This is a genomic window from Acidobacteriota bacterium (assembly GCA_016184105.1).
GTDB lineage: Bacteria > Acidobacteriota > Vicinamibacteria > Vicinamibacterales > 2-12-FULL-66-21 > JACPDI01.
Genome location: JACPDI010000046.1, coordinates 1 through 17,855 on the forward strand (window position 1 = coordinate 1; position 17,855 = coordinate 17,855).

Annotated in this window: 18 protein-coding genes; 6 read left to right on the plus strand and 12 right to left on the minus strand. The window is 68.8% G+C overall.

Translation table 11 applies throughout. The features are described 5' to 3' along the window. Positions 1-484 (minus strand): MBL fold metallo-hydrolase (locus HYU53_15910; protein MBI2222678.1); only part of this gene is annotated, 484 nt, incomplete at its 3' end. A gap of 117 nt (positions 485-601) precedes the next feature. Here HYU53_15910 and HYU53_15915 point away from each other — a divergent pair. The 6 genes from HYU53_15915 (at position 602) to HYU53_15940 (ending at position 7,764) form a co-directional block, all read left to right on the plus strand. Beyond that, on the plus strand, positions 602-1,696 hold the full coding sequence (locus HYU53_15915; GenBank protein MBI2222679.1) for a rod shape-determining protein: 1,095 nt from the start codon (positions 602-604) through the stop codon (positions 1,694-1,696). Between the two features lie 30 nt (positions 1,697-1,726). Further along, positions 1,727-2,584: a rod shape-determining protein MreC gene (gene mreC / locus HYU53_15920; GenBank protein ID MBI2222680.1), complete on the plus strand. Its 858-nt coding sequence runs from the start codon at positions 1,727-1,729 to the stop codon at positions 2,582-2,584. Continuing rightward, the gene (gene mreD / locus HYU53_15925; GenBank protein ID MBI2222681.1) at positions 2,581-3,096 is read left to right on the plus strand and encodes a rod shape-determining protein MreD; all 516 of its coding nucleotides are present in this window, start codon (positions 2,581-2,583) and stop codon (positions 3,094-3,096) included. Before mreC ends, mreD begins: the two co-directional genes overlap by 4 nt. Before the next feature lie 9 nt (positions 3,097-3,105). Continuing rightward, positions 3,106-4,995 (plus strand): penicillin-binding protein 2, encoded by a 1,890-nt coding sequence (gene mrdA / locus HYU53_15930; GenBank protein MBI2222682.1) that lies wholly within the window; start codon positions 3,106-3,108, stop codon positions 4,993-4,995. Between the two features lies 1 nt (position 4,996). Further along, entirely contained in the window at positions 4,997-6,097 is a 1,101-nt protein-coding gene (gene rodA, locus HYU53_15935) for a rod shape-determining protein RodA (GenBank protein MBI2222683.1), read from the plus strand. Between the two features lie 86 nt (positions 6,098-6,183). Continuing rightward, positions 6,184-7,764, plus strand: a complete 1,581-nt coding sequence (locus tag HYU53_15940; protein MBI2222684.1) for an Rne/Rng family ribonuclease — start codon at positions 6,184-6,186, stop codon at positions 7,762-7,764. Between the two features lie 3 nt (positions 7,765-7,767). On the opposite strand, the gene HYU53_15945 is transcribed toward HYU53_15940, so the two are convergent. The 11 genes from HYU53_15945 to HYU53_15995 form a co-directional block, all read right to left on the minus strand. Beyond that, the gene (locus tag HYU53_15945; protein MBI2222685.1) at positions 7,768-8,289 is read right to left on the minus strand and encodes a hypothetical protein; all 522 of its coding nucleotides are present in this window, start codon (positions 8,287-8,289) and stop codon (positions 7,768-7,770) included. Positions 8,290-8,301: 12 nt separating this feature from the next. Further along, positions 8,302-8,844: an outer membrane beta-barrel protein gene (locus tag HYU53_15950; protein MBI2222686.1), complete on the minus strand. Its 543-nt coding sequence runs from the start codon at positions 8,842-8,844 to the stop codon at positions 8,302-8,304. A 72-nt stretch (positions 8,845-8,916) separates the two neighbouring features. After that, entirely contained in the window at positions 8,917-9,987 is a 1,071-nt protein-coding gene (locus tag HYU53_15955) for a DUF4097 family beta strand repeat protein (protein ID MBI2222687.1), read from the minus strand. Between the two features lie 2 nt (positions 9,988-9,989). Next, positions 9,990-10,760 carry a zf-HC2 domain-containing protein gene (locus HYU53_15960; GenBank protein ID MBI2222688.1) on the minus strand — a complete coding sequence of 257 codons (771 nt, stop codon included), beginning with the start codon at positions 10,758-10,760 and terminating at the stop codon, positions 9,990-9,992. Next, positions 10,757-11,359, minus strand: a complete 603-nt coding sequence (locus HYU53_15965) for an RNA polymerase sigma factor (GenBank protein MBI2222689.1) — start codon at positions 11,357-11,359, stop codon at positions 10,757-10,759. The genes HYU53_15960 and HYU53_15965 overlap by 4 nt, the downstream gene beginning before the upstream one ends. After that, positions 11,346-11,696 carry an MGMT family protein gene (locus tag HYU53_15970; GenBank protein MBI2222690.1) on the minus strand — a complete coding sequence of 117 codons (351 nt, stop codon included), beginning with the start codon at positions 11,694-11,696 and terminating at the stop codon, positions 11,346-11,348. The genes HYU53_15965 and HYU53_15970 overlap by 14 nt, the downstream gene beginning before the upstream one ends. Further along, positions 11,665-12,420 carry a hypothetical protein gene (locus tag HYU53_15975; GenBank protein ID MBI2222691.1) on the minus strand — a complete coding sequence of 252 codons (756 nt, stop codon included), beginning with the start codon at positions 12,418-12,420 and terminating at the stop codon, positions 11,665-11,667. The genes HYU53_15970 and HYU53_15975 overlap by 32 nt, the downstream gene beginning before the upstream one ends. Positions 12,421-12,427: 7 nt before the next feature. After that, complete coding sequence (locus tag HYU53_15980; protein MBI2222692.1) at positions 12,428-14,047, minus strand: peptidase M4 family protein; 1,620 nt, start codon at positions 14,045-14,047, stop codon at positions 12,428-12,430. Between the two features lie 8 nt (positions 14,048-14,055). Next, on the minus strand, positions 14,056-15,642 hold the full coding sequence (locus tag HYU53_15985; GenBank protein ID MBI2222693.1) for an alkaline phosphatase family protein: 1,587 nt from the start codon (positions 15,640-15,642) through the stop codon (positions 14,056-14,058). A 23-nt stretch (positions 15,643-15,665) separates the two neighbouring features. After that, a complete protein-coding gene (locus HYU53_15990) occupies positions 15,666-16,127 on the minus strand; it encodes a hypothetical protein (protein MBI2222694.1) in 462 nt (153 codons plus the stop codon). Next, positions 16,128-17,855, minus strand: coding sequence for an amidohydrolase (locus tag HYU53_15995; GenBank protein ID MBI2222695.1), 1,728 nt, complete (start codon positions 17,853-17,855; stop codon positions 16,128-16,130). It lies immediately after the preceding gene.

Genomic DNA, 17,855 nt, shown 5'->3' on the forward strand with positions numbered 1-17,855 from the left:
CCAGGCTTTCGGTGCCGAGCTGCATCTTCCAGGCATCCTCGAACGTCGTGTCGGGGTAGACCTGACCCGCCTCGTTGCCCGCCTGAGCGGCCTGGGCCTTCTGGAGGCCGGGAACTTTCGCATGCGCGACGATCTTTTTCGCGGCCGGCCGGAACACCGCGTTGCCGCCGGAGTGATCGCCATGGTGGTGCGTGTTGATGAGCGCGTCGATCTGCCGCGGTGAGCGCTGTTTCAGACCGTCGAGACAGGCCTGGGCGGTGTCGGGAAACTGACTATCGATGACGACAACGCCGTCGGGCGACACGAACCACCCGATGGTGCCGCCGCGTCCGTTGAAGATCCCGACGCTGTCGCGAAGCGTCTCGAAACTCGTCTTCGTCGGCGGCGGCGCCGGCTGCTGGCCGAAGATCGCAACCCGGGGCAGCACGCCTCCGGCGAAGGCCAGCGACGAGGTGAGCACGAACTGGCGGCGCGTGAGGGTCATGGCGTCTGCTCCTGTCAGAAAAAACCCCAGCGAAAGAAGGCGGATCTTATCACGGCCGGGACACGACGGCGTTGCGATCCGGTCGCCAAGAATGGGATCGCGGGCTACAGGATGGTAATGCGGCCCGACCGCCCGCTACGCCGGCTCGGCCTCGTGACTCGCATTGCGGCCCGGAAAATCGACTCGCTCGACCGCGCGGGCGATCGGTATGAGACTTGCGAAGCGCGTAATCGCCGGGGGGTCGCGGCAGTTCCGCCGAGGAAACACACGCGCGGCCCGGGAGACAGGGTGCCGAAGGGGATCGTCGCCATCAACACCCTCAACTCCGCCATCGAGGCCGTCGGCCGGGACGCCAAGGAGATGCTCGGCCGGACGCCGGGCAACATCACGGCGATCAAGCCGATGCGCGACGGCGTCATCGCCGACTTCGAGGCGGCCGAGACGATGCTGCGCCACTTCATCAAGAAGGCGCGCGGCAACCGTGACTGGGTCCGGCCGCGGGTGATCGTGGGGGTGCCGTCCGAGATCACGCAGGTGGAGCGCCGGGCCGTCAAGGACAGCGTCTACCGGGCAAAGGCCAGCGAGGTCCACCTGGTCGAGGAGCCCATGGCCGCCGCCATCGGGGCGGGCATGCCGATCACCGAGCCGGCCGGCAACATGATCGTCGACATCGGCGGGGGGACCACCGACATCGCGGTCATCTCGCTGGCCGGCATCGTCTACAGCAAGTCGGTGCGGGTGGCCGGCAACGAGATGGACGAGGCCGTCATCCAGTACATCAAGAAGAAGTACAACCTGCTGATCGGCGAGCGCACCGCCGAGCAGATCAAGATGGAGATCGGGTCCGCGTATCCCCTCGAGGAGCGCATGACGATGGAGATCAAGGGGCGGCACCTGATTGAAGGGGTGCCGAAGACGGTCACGATCACCGACGAGGAGATCCGCGAGGCGCTTGCGGAGACCGTCAACGTGATCGTCGACGCCGTGCGCGTGGCGCTCGAACGGACGCCGCCGGAGCTGTCGGCCGATATCGTCGATCGCGGCATCGTGCTGACCGGCGGCGGGTCGCTCCTGAAGAACCTGGACAAGCGTCTGCGCGAGGAGACCGGGCTGCCGGTGGCGATGGCGGAGGACCCGCTCTCGTCGGTCGTGCTCGGCGCCGGAAAGATGCTGTCCGACTTCAACCTGTTGCGGAAGATCTCGATTGACTAGAGGCCGGCTACCAGAGGCCAGAGGCCAGGGATGCTCGACGTCCGCCAGCGCACCGGGTATCTGTTCCTCGTCGTGACCCTCGGGCACATCCTGCTCATCTCCGCGCAGGTCCAGTCGCAGTCCGGCGGGCGACTCCTCGAGACGGCGATCTTTTCGGCGTTCTCCGAGGTCCAGCGCGGCACCGGCGGCCTCATCGGCAGCGTGCGGAACATCTGGAGCCGCTACGTCGCGCTGCGGGGCCTCCGGGCGGAAAACGAGTCGCTGCGGGACCAGCTCGCGGAGGTGCAGGTGAAGCTGCAGCAGGAGCACGCGCTCGCACAGCGCACCGCGCGGCTGCAGCAGCTGCTCGATCTGCGCAGCCGCGTGGTGCTGCCCACGCTGGCCGCGGAAGTGATCGGCGGCGACGCGTCGCCGGGGCTTCATACCGTCACGATCAACAAGGGGGAGGCGGACGGCGTCCGCGCGAATTTCGCGGTGATCTCGCCGCAGGGCGTCGTCGGACGCGTGCTCGACCGGCCGGCGGCACGCGCGGCGCGCGTGCAGCTCCTCATCAGCCGCAATGCCGGCGCCGGCGTCATGATCGAGCGCTCGCGCGCGGGGGGCGTGGTCGTGGGGGGCGGCGAGGACCCGCCGCTGCTGATGGAGTACGTCTCCAACCTCGCCGACGTGAAGGTGGGCGACCTGGTCGTGACCGCCGGCACGGACGGGATCTATCCGAAGGGCTACCCGGTCGGCCGCGTCGAATCGGTGGAGCGCGGCGCCGGGCTGTATCGCCGGATCAGCGTCAGGCCCGTCGTGGACTTCTCGAGCATCGAAGAGGTCCTCGTCGTGATGGCGTCGCCCGCGCCGGAGGGGCTCCCGGCCGGCTCCCCGGAGCCGCGCCGGTGAGGGGCGCACTCGTTCTGCTGATCCTCGCCGCGGCGATCACGCTGCAGACGACGGTCGCGCGGTTTTTCGTCGGGCGGATGACGATCGATGTCGTCCTGATCGCGGTGGTGTTCGTGGCGCTGTCGTTCGGCCCCGTGGCCGGACTGCTCGGCGGCAGCGTCGCGGGGCTGGCGGAGGACGCGCTGTCGGGGGGCGTCATCGGCATCGGCGGGCTGGCCAAGTCCATTGTCGGGTTCCTGGCCGGGACGATTGGATCGCAGTTCATCGTGTCGTCCGCGCTGCCGCGGTTCGTGATGTTCTTCGTCGCGACCCTCGTGCACACGGCGTGCTTTCTCGGCGTCCACGCGCTGCTGCCCGACGCGCGCTCGATCGCCGTGCCGTATGGCCGGACGGTCGTGCAGGCGGCGGCCAACGGCGTGGTTGGGCTGCTGATTTTCCAGACGATTGAAGGGCTGCCCGGGTTATTGCAGAGGCGGCGCATGAACCGCGCGTACAGGCGGCGGCGAGTTTAGACTACGACGATGGCCCTGCACTACGACGACCGGCGCAGCGTGTCGCTGAGACTCTCGGCGATGCAGTACAGCGTCGCCGCGGTGTTTGCGATGCTGGCCGTCGCGTTCTGGATCTTCCAGGTCGCGCAGCACCGCAAGTTCGCGGAGATGGCCGAGAACAACCACCTCCGGACGCTGCCGATGCGCGCGCCGCGCGGGGTGCTGTTCGACCGTCACGGCAAGGTCCTGGTCGAGAACCGCTACTCGTTCACCATCGCGCTGGTGCGCGAGCAGACCGCGAACCTCGACGACACCATCCGCACGCTCGCGGCGGCCACGGGCATTGACGAAGATTCGATCCGCGAGGTCGTCCGGCGCCGCCGGCGCGAGCCGAGCTATCGCCCCATCGGCATCGTCGAGGACGCCTCGCTGGCGCAGGTGGCGGCGGTCACCGCGCGCAAGTACGAGCTGCCCGGCGTCATCGTCCAGCAGGTGCCGACGCGGCAGTATCCGTCCGATGACATCGCCGCGCACCTGTTCGGGTACGTCGGCGAGGTGACCGACGCGCAGTTGCGGCGCGCCGGCTACGAAGGGCTGCAGAGCGGCGCCATCGTCGGCCAGGCCGGCATCGAGCAGACCTACAACGCGCTGCTGATGGGGAAGGACGGCAGCCGCTACGTCGTGGTCAACAGCCTCGGCCGCGAGATCGAGGCGCTGCGCGAGCAGGAGCCCGTGGAGGGGCGCCGCCTCCAGCTCACGGTCGACTATGACGTGCAGCGCGCGGTGGAGGAAGGCTTCCGCAAGAGCGGGTACAACGGCGCGGCGGTGATCCTCGACCCGCGCAACGGGGAGGTGCTCTCGCTGGTGAGCCTGCCCGCCTACGATCCCAACCGCTTCGCGGTGGGCATCGATCGCGCGACGTGGCACGCGCTGAATACCGACAAGCTCCACCCGCTTCAGAACCGCGCCATCCAGGGGCGCTACTCGCCGGGGTCGACCTTCAAGATCGTGATGGCCGTGGCGGCGCTCGAGGAGGGCATCGTCACGCCCGAGTTCAAGACGCACTGCTCCGGGGGCGCGTACTTCTACGGCCGGTATTTCCAGTGCCACCTGAAGCGCGGCCACGGCACGGTGGACATGCGGCACGCCATCGAGCAGTCCTGCAACGTGTACTTCTACACGCTGGGCAGCCTGCTGAACATCGATCAGATCCACAAGTGGGCCACGCGGCTCGGGCTCGGGGTCAAGTCGGAGGTCGATCTGCCCCACGAGATCGAAGGCCTCATGCCCTCCACCGAGTGGAAACGGAAGCGCTACAACGAGAAGTGGTACCCGGGAGAAACCATCTCGGTCGCGATCGGGCAGGGCCAGGTGTCGGTGACGCCGATCTCGCTCGCGCTGATGATGGCGACGGTGGCAAACGGCGGGACGCTCTTCAAGCCGCAGCTCCTCAAGGCGGTCGATGAAGGGCAGGGGTGGAAGCCGCTTCCGCCCGCCTCCGTGCGTTCGCTCGCGCAGATGAAGCCGTCGACGGTCGCGGCGCTTCACGACGGGCTCTGGATGGTGATCAACGCCGCCGGGACCGGCGGCCGCGGCCGCATCCCGGGACGCGACGTCGCGGGGAAGACCGGCACGGCGCAGGTGATCTCGCTGCAGGGAGGGAAGGCCGCCGCCGGGCGGACCGACAAGGACCTGCGCGACCACGGCTGGTTCGTGTTCTTCGCGCCGCGCGACAACCCGGAGATCGCCGGGGTCGTATTCGCGGAGCACTCCGAGCACGGCTATCTCGCGGCGCCGATCGCGAAATACGCGATGGAAACGTACTTCGCCAGGAAGGAAGGGCGCCCGCTGCCGGAATGGCCCGCGCCACGGCCGGCTCCCGCGGCGCAGGTGGCGGCCAACGCCGTCGGGATGCCCTGACATGTTCGAACGCCGCCTCTACTTCCACATCGACTGGCTGCTGCTCGGCGCGATCCTGCTGCTCGCGGGGCTTGGGGTCGCGATGATCTACAGCACGACGTACGACCCGGTGAGGGAAGTCGCGTCGCGCGAGGTCTACACGCAGCTCTACGCGCTCGCGCTCGGCGTCGCCGCCATGGCGGTCTGCATGTCGATCGACTACCGCCGTCTCGCGGAGCACTCGCTGCTGATCTACGGCTGCCTGATCGTGCTCCTCGTCTACGTGCTGCTCTTCGGGCTGACGCGCGGCGGGTCGCAGCGCTGGATCAACCTGCGGGCGTTCAACCTGCAGCCCTCGGAGTTCGGGCGCATGGTCGTTGCGCTCGTCCTGGCGATGTACTTCGGCGAGAACCGCCGCGGCGCGCGCACCCCCGGCGACCTGCTCATCGGCGCCGCGTTCGTCTCGGTGCCGTTCGTGCTCGTGGCGAAGCAGCCTGACCTGGGCACCGCGGTGACGCTGCTGCCGGTGTTCCTCGGCATCGCCTACATCGCGGGCATGCGGCTGCGGCTGCTCGTCGTCGTCGCGATCGTCGGCGCCCTGATGGCGCCCGTGGCGTGGAAGTACGGCCTCAAGGATTACCAGCGCCAGCGCATGGAGACATTCGTCAGCCCCGAGCGCGACGCGCGCGGCGCCGGCTACCAGCAGATCCAGGCGCGGATCACCGTCGGCTCCGGCGGCCTGGCCGGCAAGGGATTCATGAAGGGCACCCAGGGACAATACAAGTTCCTGCCGGTCGCCCACAACGATTTCATCTTCTCGGTGCTCGCGGAGGAGCAGGGATTCATCGGCGTCCTCGTCGCGCTCGGGCTGTACCTCTTCATCATCCTCAGGTCGCTCGAAGCGGCGCGGCTCGCCAAAGACCGGCTCGGCGCGTATCTCGTCGTGGGAATCGTGTCGGGCTTCTCGTTCCAGGTGATTTACAACATCACGATGTCGGCCGGCCTCGCGCCGGTCAAAGGGCTGACGCTGCCGCTTCTGAGCTACGGCGGATCGGCCGTCATTGCCACCCTTGCTGCGTTCGGGCTCGTGCTCAACGTCCGGATGCGGCGCTTCACCAATTAGCATGGACATCCTGTTGTGCGCGATCGTGCCGGCCGGCCTGCTGCCGGGCGCCGTCCGCCTGCGGGGCGCCCTGCGGAGTTCCCTGCATGAACAAGGAGATGATCATCTCCTCGACCGGCCACGAAACGCAGGTGGCCATCCTCGAGGACGACCTCGTGGTCGAGATCTTCATCGAACGCGAGCATCAGCGCGGCGTGGCCGGCAACGTCTACAAGGGGCGCGTCTCCAAGGTCCTTCCGGGGATGCAGTCCGCCTTCGTGGATGTCGGCCTGGAGCGCGACGCGTTCCTGTATGTCTCTGACGTCCTCGCGCCGGACACCGACGACGAGGGGCTGGACACCGACGACGAGGACGGCGCCGAAAGAGCCGAGGGGAGCGCCGAGACGCCCCGCGGGGGCAACGGCCGTGGCGATCGCCGCGGCCGCGGCCGCCGCGACGACGAGCGGCCCGACGCCAAGATCGAAGACCTGCTGAAGGAAGGGCAGGAGATCCTCGTCCAGGTCGTCAAGGAGCCGCTCGGCACCAAGGGCGCGCGGATCACCTCGCACGTCACGATGCCCGGCCGGTTCCTGGTGTTCATGCCGACCGTCGATCACATCGGCGTGTCCCGCAAGATCGAATCCCGCGAGGAGCGCAGCCGGCTCCGCGGCATCGTCCGCGAGTTCCGCGAGCAGCACGGGTTCACGGGCGGCGTCATCATCCGCACCGCCGCATCCGGGCGCCCGAAGGACGACATCCTGAGCGACCTCGAGTACTTCCACCAGGCCTGGACCGAGATCCAGCAGAAGATGTCCGCCACGCGCGCCCCCGCCGTCGTGATGCGCGAGCAGAGCCTGGTGACGAAGCTGCTGCGCGACCTGCTGACCGACGAGTTCTCCACCATCCGGATTGACGACGAGCAGGAGCACCGGCGCGTCGTCGCGCTCGTCGAACGCATGATGCCGGCCCTGCTGCCCCGCGTGAAGCTGTACGCGAAGGACTTCCCGATCTTCGACGAGTACGGCGTGCAGCAGGAGATCGACAAGGCGCTGCGCAGCAAGGTCTGGCTCAAGTCGGGCGGCTACATCGTGATCAACCAGACCGAGGCGCTGGTCGCGATCGACGTCAACACGGGGCGGTACGTCGGCAAGCGCACGGGGCGGCTGGAGGATACGATTCTCAAGACGAACCTCGAGGCCGTGAAGGAAATCGTCCGGCAGATCCGGCTGCGCGACCTGGGGGGCATCATCGTGCTCGACCTGATCGACATGGAGGAGAAGAAGAACCGCCAGAAGGTGTTCCAGGCGGTGGAGCAGGAGCTGCGCAAGGATCGATCCCCGTCGAAGGCGCTGCAGGTCTCCGACTTCGGGCTCGTCATCGTCACGCGCAAGCGCGTGAAGCAGAGCCTCGAGCGCCAGCTCACCGAGCCGTGCCCGTACTGCTCGGGGTCAGGGTTGATCAAATCGAGCGCGACAATCTGTCACGAGATCCTGTCGGAGCTGCAGAAAATCGCGCCGGAGCTGGACGGCCACGACGTCCTGCTGCGCGTGAACCCGGAGATTGCCAAGACGCTGAAGGAAAACGGCGGGGTCGTGCTGAAGGATATCGAGCAGACGCTGGGACGCCAGGTCACCGTACGACCTGACGCCCAGCTGCATCACGAACAGTTCGACGTCATGGCACTTTGAATCCTAGAGTCCCGCGACAGCCCCCGTCGGCAGGTGGATCAGGTAGTGCGTGCCCCCCCTGTTGATCCACACGCGCAGGTAGTCGTTCCCCTTGAGCAGTTCAACCTTCGAACTGCCGGGGCGCGGCGGCCTGCCGTCGGCGACCTGGCCGATCTCGGCGCCGGGGACGATGGACACGACTTCGCGCCCTTTCACCTGCCCGCGCTGCGTGAACTCGACCCAGCGCGAGAGCTTTTCGTCCTGGCCGGCGACGACTGGTTTGGCTTCCTCCGCGGTCAGGCGGACCTGGTAGTGTCCTGGCGCCAGCGGCTTTCCGTCGGCGGTCACCTTGCGGGTGATTCGCACCGTCCCCAGCGTCATCGCTCCCTCGGGCGCCGCCGCCGGCGTGGCGCGCTCGGTTTGGCCGCTCGTCGCGGCCGGCTGTGCGGGCGTTCCGGCTTGCGGCTGCGGCGCGGGCTGCTGCTGTGCCGCCACGCTGCCGGCGACCGACGCCGCCAGCATCGCCGCGAGAATCACACGCTTCATGTGTCTGCCTCCTTAGAAGTATTTCTTCAGCCCGATGCTCAGCGTGAGGCCGTGCGGGTCGGGCAGGACATCTGAACCGACGATCTGGTAGCGCGCCTCTCCCTTGAGGCTCACCGTGCGGCTCGTGAAGTACTCCAAGCCCCCGAACAGATTGAACCCCGCTTCGTTCTGCGAGTCGCCCGCCGATTCGTCGTTGTCTCGCGGCTGGAGGAAGAAGGCCCCGAGCCCGGCACCGACAAACGGGTGCGTCGTTCCACGCTCCCAATTATATGTAACGTCGAAGGTCACCCTCGTCATTCGTACCGAATCGTCGCCGCCCCGGCCGACGGAAGGGTTGGCCAGGCCGGCGCCGATCCGGAGGCCGACGCGCGGGGTGAGGTAGTACTCGCCGAATCCCTGCAGATCGAGGGTGTTGTCGTAGATCTCGTCGCGCGGGATGAAGGCGCCCAGGTCGGCCCCGACGGCCCACATGCCCATGGCGGGCACCTGCGCGTTGACGGGGGTGGACAGGAGAGTCAGGCCGAGCAGGGTGGCACCGAAGGTCAACAATCGCATGTGGCGACAGGTAGCAAACGCAGTGCCGCCACGATGATCCCCGGCGCCTGTCGGGTTTGGGTGCTCGGGGGCCTACTTGGTGATGACGATATCGCCGCTGAAGGTGGTCAGCTCGATGATGGCGCCGCCGTCCTTGTAGGTGCCGCGAAACGTTGCGCGCCGCGGGATCCTGACACGGGCGCGCCCGGCGCCGGCCATCGCGTCCTCCTCCTCGAGCGCTTCGTTCTTGATCGGCAGGTCCGAGCGGATCCTGCCGCTGAACGAGTTCGCCTCCACGTCGAAGCCGCTGCCCCCGGTCACGGCCAGCCGGATGTCGCCCGAATGTGCCTTCAGCTCGTACCGTCCCGCCCGCGTGATGGCACCGGCATACTCCACGCTGCCGCTGATCGTCTGCAGTTCGGCGCGCTGGCACGCCACATCCCTGACGACAATGTCACCGCTGATGGAGTTGAGATCCAGGTAACGCGCCTTGATCGCGCGGAGGGTCACGGTGCCGCTCATCGACGAAGCCGTCAGAGACTCGCCGGCGGTCAGGCCGGAAATCTCGACGTCGCCCGACACCGTCTTGGCCAGCGACACGCTGCCGCTGGTGTCCACGCGGATGTTGCCGCTCACCGACTCGAGCGCGAGATCTCCTTTCATCTTCGACGCGAAGACGTTCCCCGAGATCGACTTCACCCGGACATGCGTGTGCGCGGGGGCGGTGACGCGGAAGTCCACCGACGAGCGGAAGTTGCGTTCCCGGGAGCCCGGCGGCACCGTGTAGCGGCTGCGGATCGTCCCCCGGCCGTCGGAGGTCACCGTCAACGTCACGTCGATCGTCTCGAGCTGCCGCCTGGCTTCTTCCGGCGTGTCGCCAAACCCCCGGCGCGTGTATTCGATGATCGCGTCGCGCCCGCCACCCGGCATCACGATGACATCGCCGGCGATGTTCGACAGGTCGATTTCGGCGGCGCCGGCCACCGTCAGCGTCTTGCGATCGTGCTCCTCGACCCGGCCGCGCTCGTGGCCCGGCTGCTCGACACGTGGCATCCTGGGGGCCCGGAGTGCCTGAGGGGCGGGCGGCGGCGCGGGCACCTGGCCGGCCGCCACGGTGGTGCCGAGTGCGAGCGACGCGATGACGGCGATGGTGTATGTGCGCATGATTATGACTTGTTGCCTTCGACGATCCGTGCGGCGCCGGCCTGGTTGCCTTTCCGCATCTCGTTCATCAACGCGATGGTGTCCTGCAGGAGCCCGATCTTGCGGCGCAGCGCCTCGAAGAGGCTTTCACGCGCCGGCTGGTTCTGCGGCTCGGTGCTGAGCGCCGTTCGGCTTTCGGCGATTGCCCGGTCGATGACTTCCAGGTTGCGCTTCACGGTCGCCGCGACCTGCGGGTCGAGCGAGCTTTGATCGCTCGCCGCGACCTGCTCGAGACCGCTGATCGCCCGCTCGTAGTGTTCCTCGGCCATCCTGAGCTCCGCCTCTACGCCTTCGACGGAGGCGCCGCCCCCTGCGTTGCCGGCCGCGGCCGGACGGGCGCCGGTCTCCGCGTGCCCGGCTTCCTGCGTGGCTGCCCCGGACGGTGCGGTCGGCAGCGCGGGGCGACGCGTCCAGGTCAGCATCAACGAGAGCCCCACCGCCGCGACGAGCATCGCGGCAATCGCGCCCCACTGCCAGAGCGCGGCGCGCGACGGCGCGCGGTCATCGCGCACGCCCTGCTCGCGCAGGCGTGCGGCGACGCGCGGCCAGAGCGAGTCGGGCAGCGGCGAACGCGGCAGCACGGACGCCTCGCGGCCGAGCGCCCGCAAGTCGTCGAGCAGCGCGCGACAGTCGTCGCAGGCCTCGATGTGCGCCTCGACGCGCGGCCGGTGCGCCGGGTCGAGCGACCCGTCAACCAGCGCGCTGATCGATTCGGCGAAATCGTCGCAGGTCACCGGTCCCCTCTCAAGCTTTCCCTCAGCCTCAGCCTCGCCTTGTGCAGCTGCGACTTCGACGTCCCTTCCGAGATCCCGAGCAGCTTCGCGATCTCGCGGTGCTCGAGGCCTTCCACGTCGTGGAGCACGAACACCGTGCGCCCGCCCTGGGGCAGGCGCGCGATCGCGCTCCTCAAGTCCATGCGCTCGACGACGCTGTCACGGCGCGCCCGGGGCTGCGGGGCGCCAACCGGCTCGTCGAGCGAATCGGTGGCCTGCCCCTCGCGCGCCGCGCGGCTCCGCAGCCGGTCCAGGCACTGGTTGACGGCCAGCTTGTAGAGCCACGTGCCCAGCGCCGCCTCACCACGAAACGAATCCAGGCGCCTATGCGCCGCGAGGAACGTGTCCTGAACGGCGTCTTCCGCGTCGGCGGTGCTGCCCAGCATGCGGACGGCGAGGTTGAACAGCCGTGCCGCGTGCTGCCCGTACAGCTCTTCGAACGCCCCCAGCTCGCCGCGCCGGCAGCGCTCGACGAGCGCGGCATCCGCGGCGCGGGCGGACACGATCGGATGCACCTCGGCCAGGCCGTCCACGCGCTTCGTCAAGTTAGACGGGGCCATGGGGAACTCGAGTTGCCCGGGCGTATCGAATGTCCCGAAAGCCGCGGATCCGCCCGTTGGCGACGACGACCCCCTCCGCCTGCAGCAGGGCGCGCTTCAACCCCTCACTGCCACCGTAGCCGCCGAGCCGGCCGCCGGACGCAATCACGCGGTGGCACGGAACGCCCGGGTCGGTGCACGTGCGCATGATCGTTCCCACGGCGCGCCAGGCGCGGGGGCGCCCCGCGAGCCGCGCCACGTCGCCATAGGTGGCGACGCGGCCCACGGGGATGCGCCGCACCGCCGAGAGCACGCGCGCCCTGAACTCAGAACGCGATCCTGGCGCCGATACCCGCATGCAACCCGCCCGCGTCGATCTCTCTGACCTCGCGGCCCGTGGGGGCGAGGCTGACCGTTCCCTTCGAATAGCGCAGCAACCCGCCGACGCCGAACCTGCGGGTGAACATCCACCCGGCGTCCACCCCGGTGTTGACTCCCCATCCGGTGCCCTGCAGCACCTGGAGATTTGCGCTGGCGAAGGTTGCCGTGTCGAACGGATAGGATTCGCTGGCCGTGACGGCGCTGACGACCTTCTGCTCGACGTTGAAATGGCTCGGCCCGCCGGAGAACGCGAAGTACAGGCGTTCGGTGGCCGCCACGCGATATACGGCCTGCACGTGGATGCCGCGCTCGACGTGCCGTGCGGGAACGGCCCCTTCCACCTGTCGATGCGCGCCGATGAGCAGCGGGTGCGGGATCCGGGCGACGATTTCGACATCGTTCGTGCCATTCGCCATCGAGACGGATACACCGAGCCCGAAGTTCCCGGCCAGCCGTACCACCGCGCCGCCGTCAAAGAGCGCGCCGGTGGGAACCTCGTAGCGCGTTTCGACTGCCGCCTCCTCGCCGGGGATGTTGCCGGAGTTCGGGTGCAGGAAGGTGAGGTCATCCTCGAACGTGGAGGATGTCGCCTGGAACGCGCCGTTGAGGCTGATGGTGACGCGTCCAGGCCACGCCTGTGCGAGCCCCTGGTGGGGCAGGCCGGCCAGCGCGAGCAGCGTGAACGCGAGCATGCGTCGCACGATGGCCTCAGTTCACTCCCACGGCGGACCACGCTTCGGCGACCGCCCGCTCAGCCGCGCTGCCGGCGCCGTACAGGTCCCTGGCGGCCTGGAGCGTCACGGCGCGCGCCGTCGCAAAGTTGGCGCTCGCGGGCATCAGCGCCGTGAACGCCCGGTAGAAAATCTTTTCAATCTGCCCACGATTGGCCGCCCCGACACCGGTCACGGCCTGCCCGGAGGTCCGGTTTGTCCCACCCTCGATCGCGAGGAAAAAGGCGTGGCCGGGAATCGTGGCGTTCAGGTGCACGCCTCCGTTGTCGTCCGCGCCGGTGAATCGCCGCGAGTAGTGATCGGGGTCGTTGAATATCGACGGATTGGCCAGGTTACGGACGCCGCCGGGCCGGACGACGTCCTCGCCGATGCTGTAATCCGCCGTGCGCGGCCCGCTGCCCGGGGTCTGGAACATGAATTCGACGCCCACGGCCATCACGTCCGAGAAGGCCTCGTTGAGCGCTCCGGACTCGTTCTCGTACACCAGATTCGACGTGTAGTCGGTCACACCGTGCGTCAGCTCATGAGCGATCACGTCGAGCCCGGCGGCGAAAAAGTCCACCGTCTGCCGGAACGGCAGCAGGACGTATCCCGGGGGCAGCCCCTCGCCGTACACCATGACGCCGTCGCCGGCGTAGAACGCGTTCAGGTAAAAGAGCCCGATGATGTCGTTTGGCTGCGTCAGGAGGTCCTGGCGATTCACCGGGTGCACGATACTGAGCAACCGGATGTTGCGCCCGTCGAGCCCCGCGCGGTTGTGGCGTTTGAAAAAATAATCGTACGTGAACCCTGAGTACGCGTGGGCGTCGACCGTCGCGCCGTCCGTCCAGTCGTTGTCGGAATCCACCGCCACGTCGGAAAGATCGAGAGTCGCCTGGCCGTTGAGGAAGGCCAGCGTGCGCGCGATGTTTCCCCTCATGTTGAAGCTGATGATTTCCGGCGGCCTGAGGGCATCGATCGTGTAGTACTGGCCCAGGTTCGCTGACGCGCTGATCTTCTTCGTGTCGCCGAGCACGCCCGTGCCTTTGCCGACGGCCGACTGGGTCTTCAGGTCGCTCACCTGTTTCAGAACGGCGCCGCTCTTCGCGTCAACGAAGTACACCATCAGCGCGTCGTTTGTCATCACGCGCGCGCGCCACGCCAGCGCGTAGCCGCCGGCGTCGAGCGGCAGGATCGCCAGCACCGGCATCTTCGAGGCGCCGAGCGCCTGTCCTGTCAACTTCTCGAGCACCGCCGCCGCGTCTTCCGCCGTGATCGCCGGCGTGACATCCAGGTCGATCCCGTCGTAGAGCGTGCCGAAGACCGAGAGGGTCTGGCCCGCCGCGAGCTGGCGTGTCACGTCCGCGCCGTACACGCGCACGCCCTTGTAATACTGCAGCGCGCGTTCGTGCGTCCGTCCGGGGACATCAACGTCCGCGATCATCCGTTCCACGCGCAGTTCGCCGCCGCGCTGCATCGCGTCCACGTGCTGATCCCATTGGCGCAGCTCGGGCACGCTTGCCGGCGCCACGCGCCGCATCCCCGGGTGTTGTTGCGCGTGGGCGGTTGCCGCGAGCGCTCCGCACGCCGCGAGGGCGATGAGCAGGTGCCTGGACATCGAACCTCCTAGGGCTGAACCGGCAGGACGCGGCCGTCAGGCGTGTCAAACCTGATCTGCGCGAGCCGCCCGAGCGTGGGTGCGATGTCCGCGGGGGTGGCGGGCTCGGCGAGCCGCGCCGCGCGTACCGATCCCCCGAAGAAGATGATCGGCACGCGCTGATCGTAATCGTGCGGCGTGCCGTGCGTCGTCGCGGCGGCAGACGCAATCCAGAGACGTTTCGGCACGAGGATCAGATCGCCGCTGCGTCCCTTGAAGTATCCGAGCGCCGCCGCGCGCTGGAACGGATCGTCAGCGCGGACGCGGTGAAGCTCCGATGCCTCGAAGACGCGCTGCACGCCGCCAGAGGCCAGGATGGCCTGCTTCACCGCCTCGAGGGCCCTGGGCCGCTCGACAATCCGGTCCCAGGCGCCCGGCGCGAAATACAGATCGGTGTAAAGCACGGCGGCGACGTACTGGCCCGGCCCGAGCAGCGGCTGCAGCGCCGCGTCGACCGCGCGCGCCACGCCCCGCGTGTCGATCCGCCCGGCGTCGTGCCCCTCGCCCTTCATCCGTTCCGGAATGGGCGCGACGCCGTGGTCGGCCGTCAGTGCGAGCACGTAGTGTCCGCGCCCCACGCGCTCGTCGAGCCGCGCCAGCAGGGCGCCGATCGTCTGATCGAGGCGGGCGAGCATGTCCTGGATTTCGTGGCTGTCGGGACCGAACGCGTGGCCGACGATATCGAGCGCCGAGAAGCTGACGCTCAGGAAATCGGTTGCCGGCCCTTGTCCAAGCTTGTATCCGTCGATGGCGGCGGCGGCGAGCCGCTGCAGGTAGGCATCGGAGAGCGGGCTGGCCTGCCACGCCGCGAAGAACTGCGGAATGTCGATCGGATGCGGGAACAAAGCGGTCCATCCGGCCGGCGGCTTCTCGCCCACGCCGTCGTCCGGGCCGGAATACGCGTCCTCGGGCAGCAGTTTCGTCCACGGCCCGGAGCTGCGCTCTGATGCGAGGGGAAACGCCGCCAGCGTGTCCCGTGCGAACGGTGGAAGCTCCTGTGCGAAGGCGGTCGACGTGACGAACGTTCCGCCGGCGCCGAACCAGACCGTCGCGTCAGACTGCCGGCCCGCCGGCATGATGGCGGAACGCCCCTTGAGGGAGATCGTGACCACGCGACCGCCGGACGCCTTCACACGCCCGGCAAACGTGCTTCCCTGGAGCTTTGCGGCGCTGTCCCCTCCGGCGATGGAGCCGCCGGAGGTCACCGTCTGCACGCGATCGTCCGCCGTGCACTCGACGACTCGGCCGCGCTCGCGCTCGAACCACGAGTTCATCACGATGCCGTGGCTCCGAGGGAAGCGTCCGGTCGAGATCGTGGCGTGGCCGGGACAGGTGACCGTGCTGGCGTACGGATACGCGCCGTTGGTGTACCACGCGCCTTCCTGCATCAGGCGCTTCAGCCCGCCGTTCCAGCGCGCGCTGTAGCGCTCGAGATAGTCAGCGCGCAATTGGTCCACGACGAGCAGCACCACGAGGCGCGGGCGCGGGGACGCCTGGGTGCCGGCGGCCGCCGGCGGGTGCGTCACACCCGCCGTCACGCACGCAGCGGCAGCCACGACGACAGCGAATCCTCTTCGGGTCATCGTCGGAGAAGCGGGAAATAGCATATCGCGCCGACGAGCACATCGTAGACGGCGGACGCGATGAAGAACCAGCGGGGGCCGACGTCAGGACTGAGCCATCCGGGGCGGTGCGCGATGGCGATGAGCGCGTGTGCGGCGAAGCCACCTGCGAGCAGCATCAACGCCTGGCGCGGATCCCTGGTGAGGGCGACCGCGGCCAGTGCCACGAACCCGGCGGCAAACGTCACGTCGAGCGCGCCCGACGGAACGCCCTCGTAGGCGGCCGCCAGCCCCATGGAAGTTCCCGCGGTGACCGCGAGCAGGAGCGATGCGAGGCGCACGACGCGGAATTCCGCGATCAGCCGTTCCGGGGTGCCGCCGGGGACGGCCCCGGCGCGCGCCGCAAGCCAGGCGAGCGCGCCGCCCAGCGCGACAAACGCCGCGACCAGGGCGCGCAGGGTTTCGGTGCCCGGCAGCATCTACTCCGGCGCGCCCGCGCCGCCCGCCGGCGTCGCGCCCGCGTCGTAGACGATGCGGCCGCCGATGATCGTCTTGAGCACCGTGGTGGTCAGGATCTCGCGTTCGGGCACGGCCATCACATCGCGCGACAGCACGACGAGATCCGCGATCTTGCCGGCCTCGAGCGATCCCAGGTCCTTCTCCATGTGCGCCGCGTAGGCGGCATCGATCGTGAACGACTTGAGCGCTTCTTCACGCGACAGGCGCTGCCCGGGCATCCAGCCGCCGGCCGGGTGTCCCCGGGGATCCTGCCGCGTGATGGCGGCATACAGGCCGAGCATGGGATTGGGTTCTTCGACGGGAAAGTCCGAGCCGTTGGCCAGGACGGCGCCAGACCTCATCAGCTTCCGCCACACGTACGCCCCTTCCGCGGTGCGCTCGGGCCCGATGCGTGTCGGCACCCAGGGCATGTCGGACGTGGCGTGCGTGGACTGCATCGAGGCGATCACGTTCAGCTTCGCGAATCGTGGAATGTCCTGGGCGTCGAGGATTTGCGCGTGCTCGTCGCGCATCCGCAGCGCGCGCGCGCCCGGGACCTCCGACTGCACGCGCTCGAAGACGTCGAGCACCTCGCGGTTCGCGCGGTCGCCGATCGCATGGATGCACGTCTGGAAGCCGGCCTTCGAGGCTTCCAGCGTCTGCTGGTAGACCTCTTCGGGCGGCGTGGTCAGCAGGCCGCGCGTCTCGGGGCGATCGCTGTACGGCTCGAGCAGCGCCGCCCCGTACGATCCCAGCGCGCCATCAGCCGAAATCTTGATGGCGCGTACCGTGAGGTGGCCCTTTCCATAGTTGACGATCGGGCCGCGGTTGAAATACGGGCGCAGCCGCTCGAGCCGATCGCGGAGCATCACGTACAGCCGCGTCTGAAGGCGGCCGTCATCGACGAGCTGTTCATACGCCTCGACCAGGTCGCCGGAGACCCCCGCGTCGTGCACCATCGTGAGGCCGAGGCGCCGGCACTCCCTGTCGGCGCGGAGGATCGCATCGATCGTCTGCTCGCGCGACGGGGCGGGGATCTTCTGCGCGACCAGCCGCTGCGCCGTGTCGATGAGGACGCCGGTCGGATTGCCCTCCTTGTCGCGGATGATCTCGCCGCCTGGCGGGTCGGGGGTGCCCCGTGTCACGCCGCCGAGGGCCAGCGCGCGGCGGTTCGCGAGCCCCGCGTGCCCATCCACCCGCGTCAGGTACACGGGGTTGGCGGGCGCCGCGGCGTCGAGCTTGCCGGCGGTCGGGAACGCCTTGTCCGTCCAGTCGTTCTGGTCCCAGGCGCGGCCGAGAATCCACTCGCCCGGCCGTGACTGCGCGGCGGCCTCGCGCACCATTTCCACGATCTGGTCGTAGCTGGTCGTGCCGCGAAAGTCGAGACGCTGCAGGCTTTGCCCGAGCCCCGTGAAATGGCCGTGCGCGTCCTGCAGGCCCGGCACGATGGTGGCGCCCCGCAGGTCGAAGATGCGGGTGGCGGGCCCGCGCAGCGCAAGCGCGTCGGCGCTGCTGCCGACGCGCAGGATCCGGTCACCGCGAATCGCGATGCCCTCGGCGCGGGGCCGGGCCGCATCGACGGTGTAGATGCGCGCATTGTGGAGGATGAGATCCGCGGGCGCCTGCGGCGCCGCCGGGGAAGAGGGCTGCGCGCCGGCAGAAGCCCCGGCCAGCGCGAGAACGAGGAGCGCCGCGACGTGTGTGCGCAT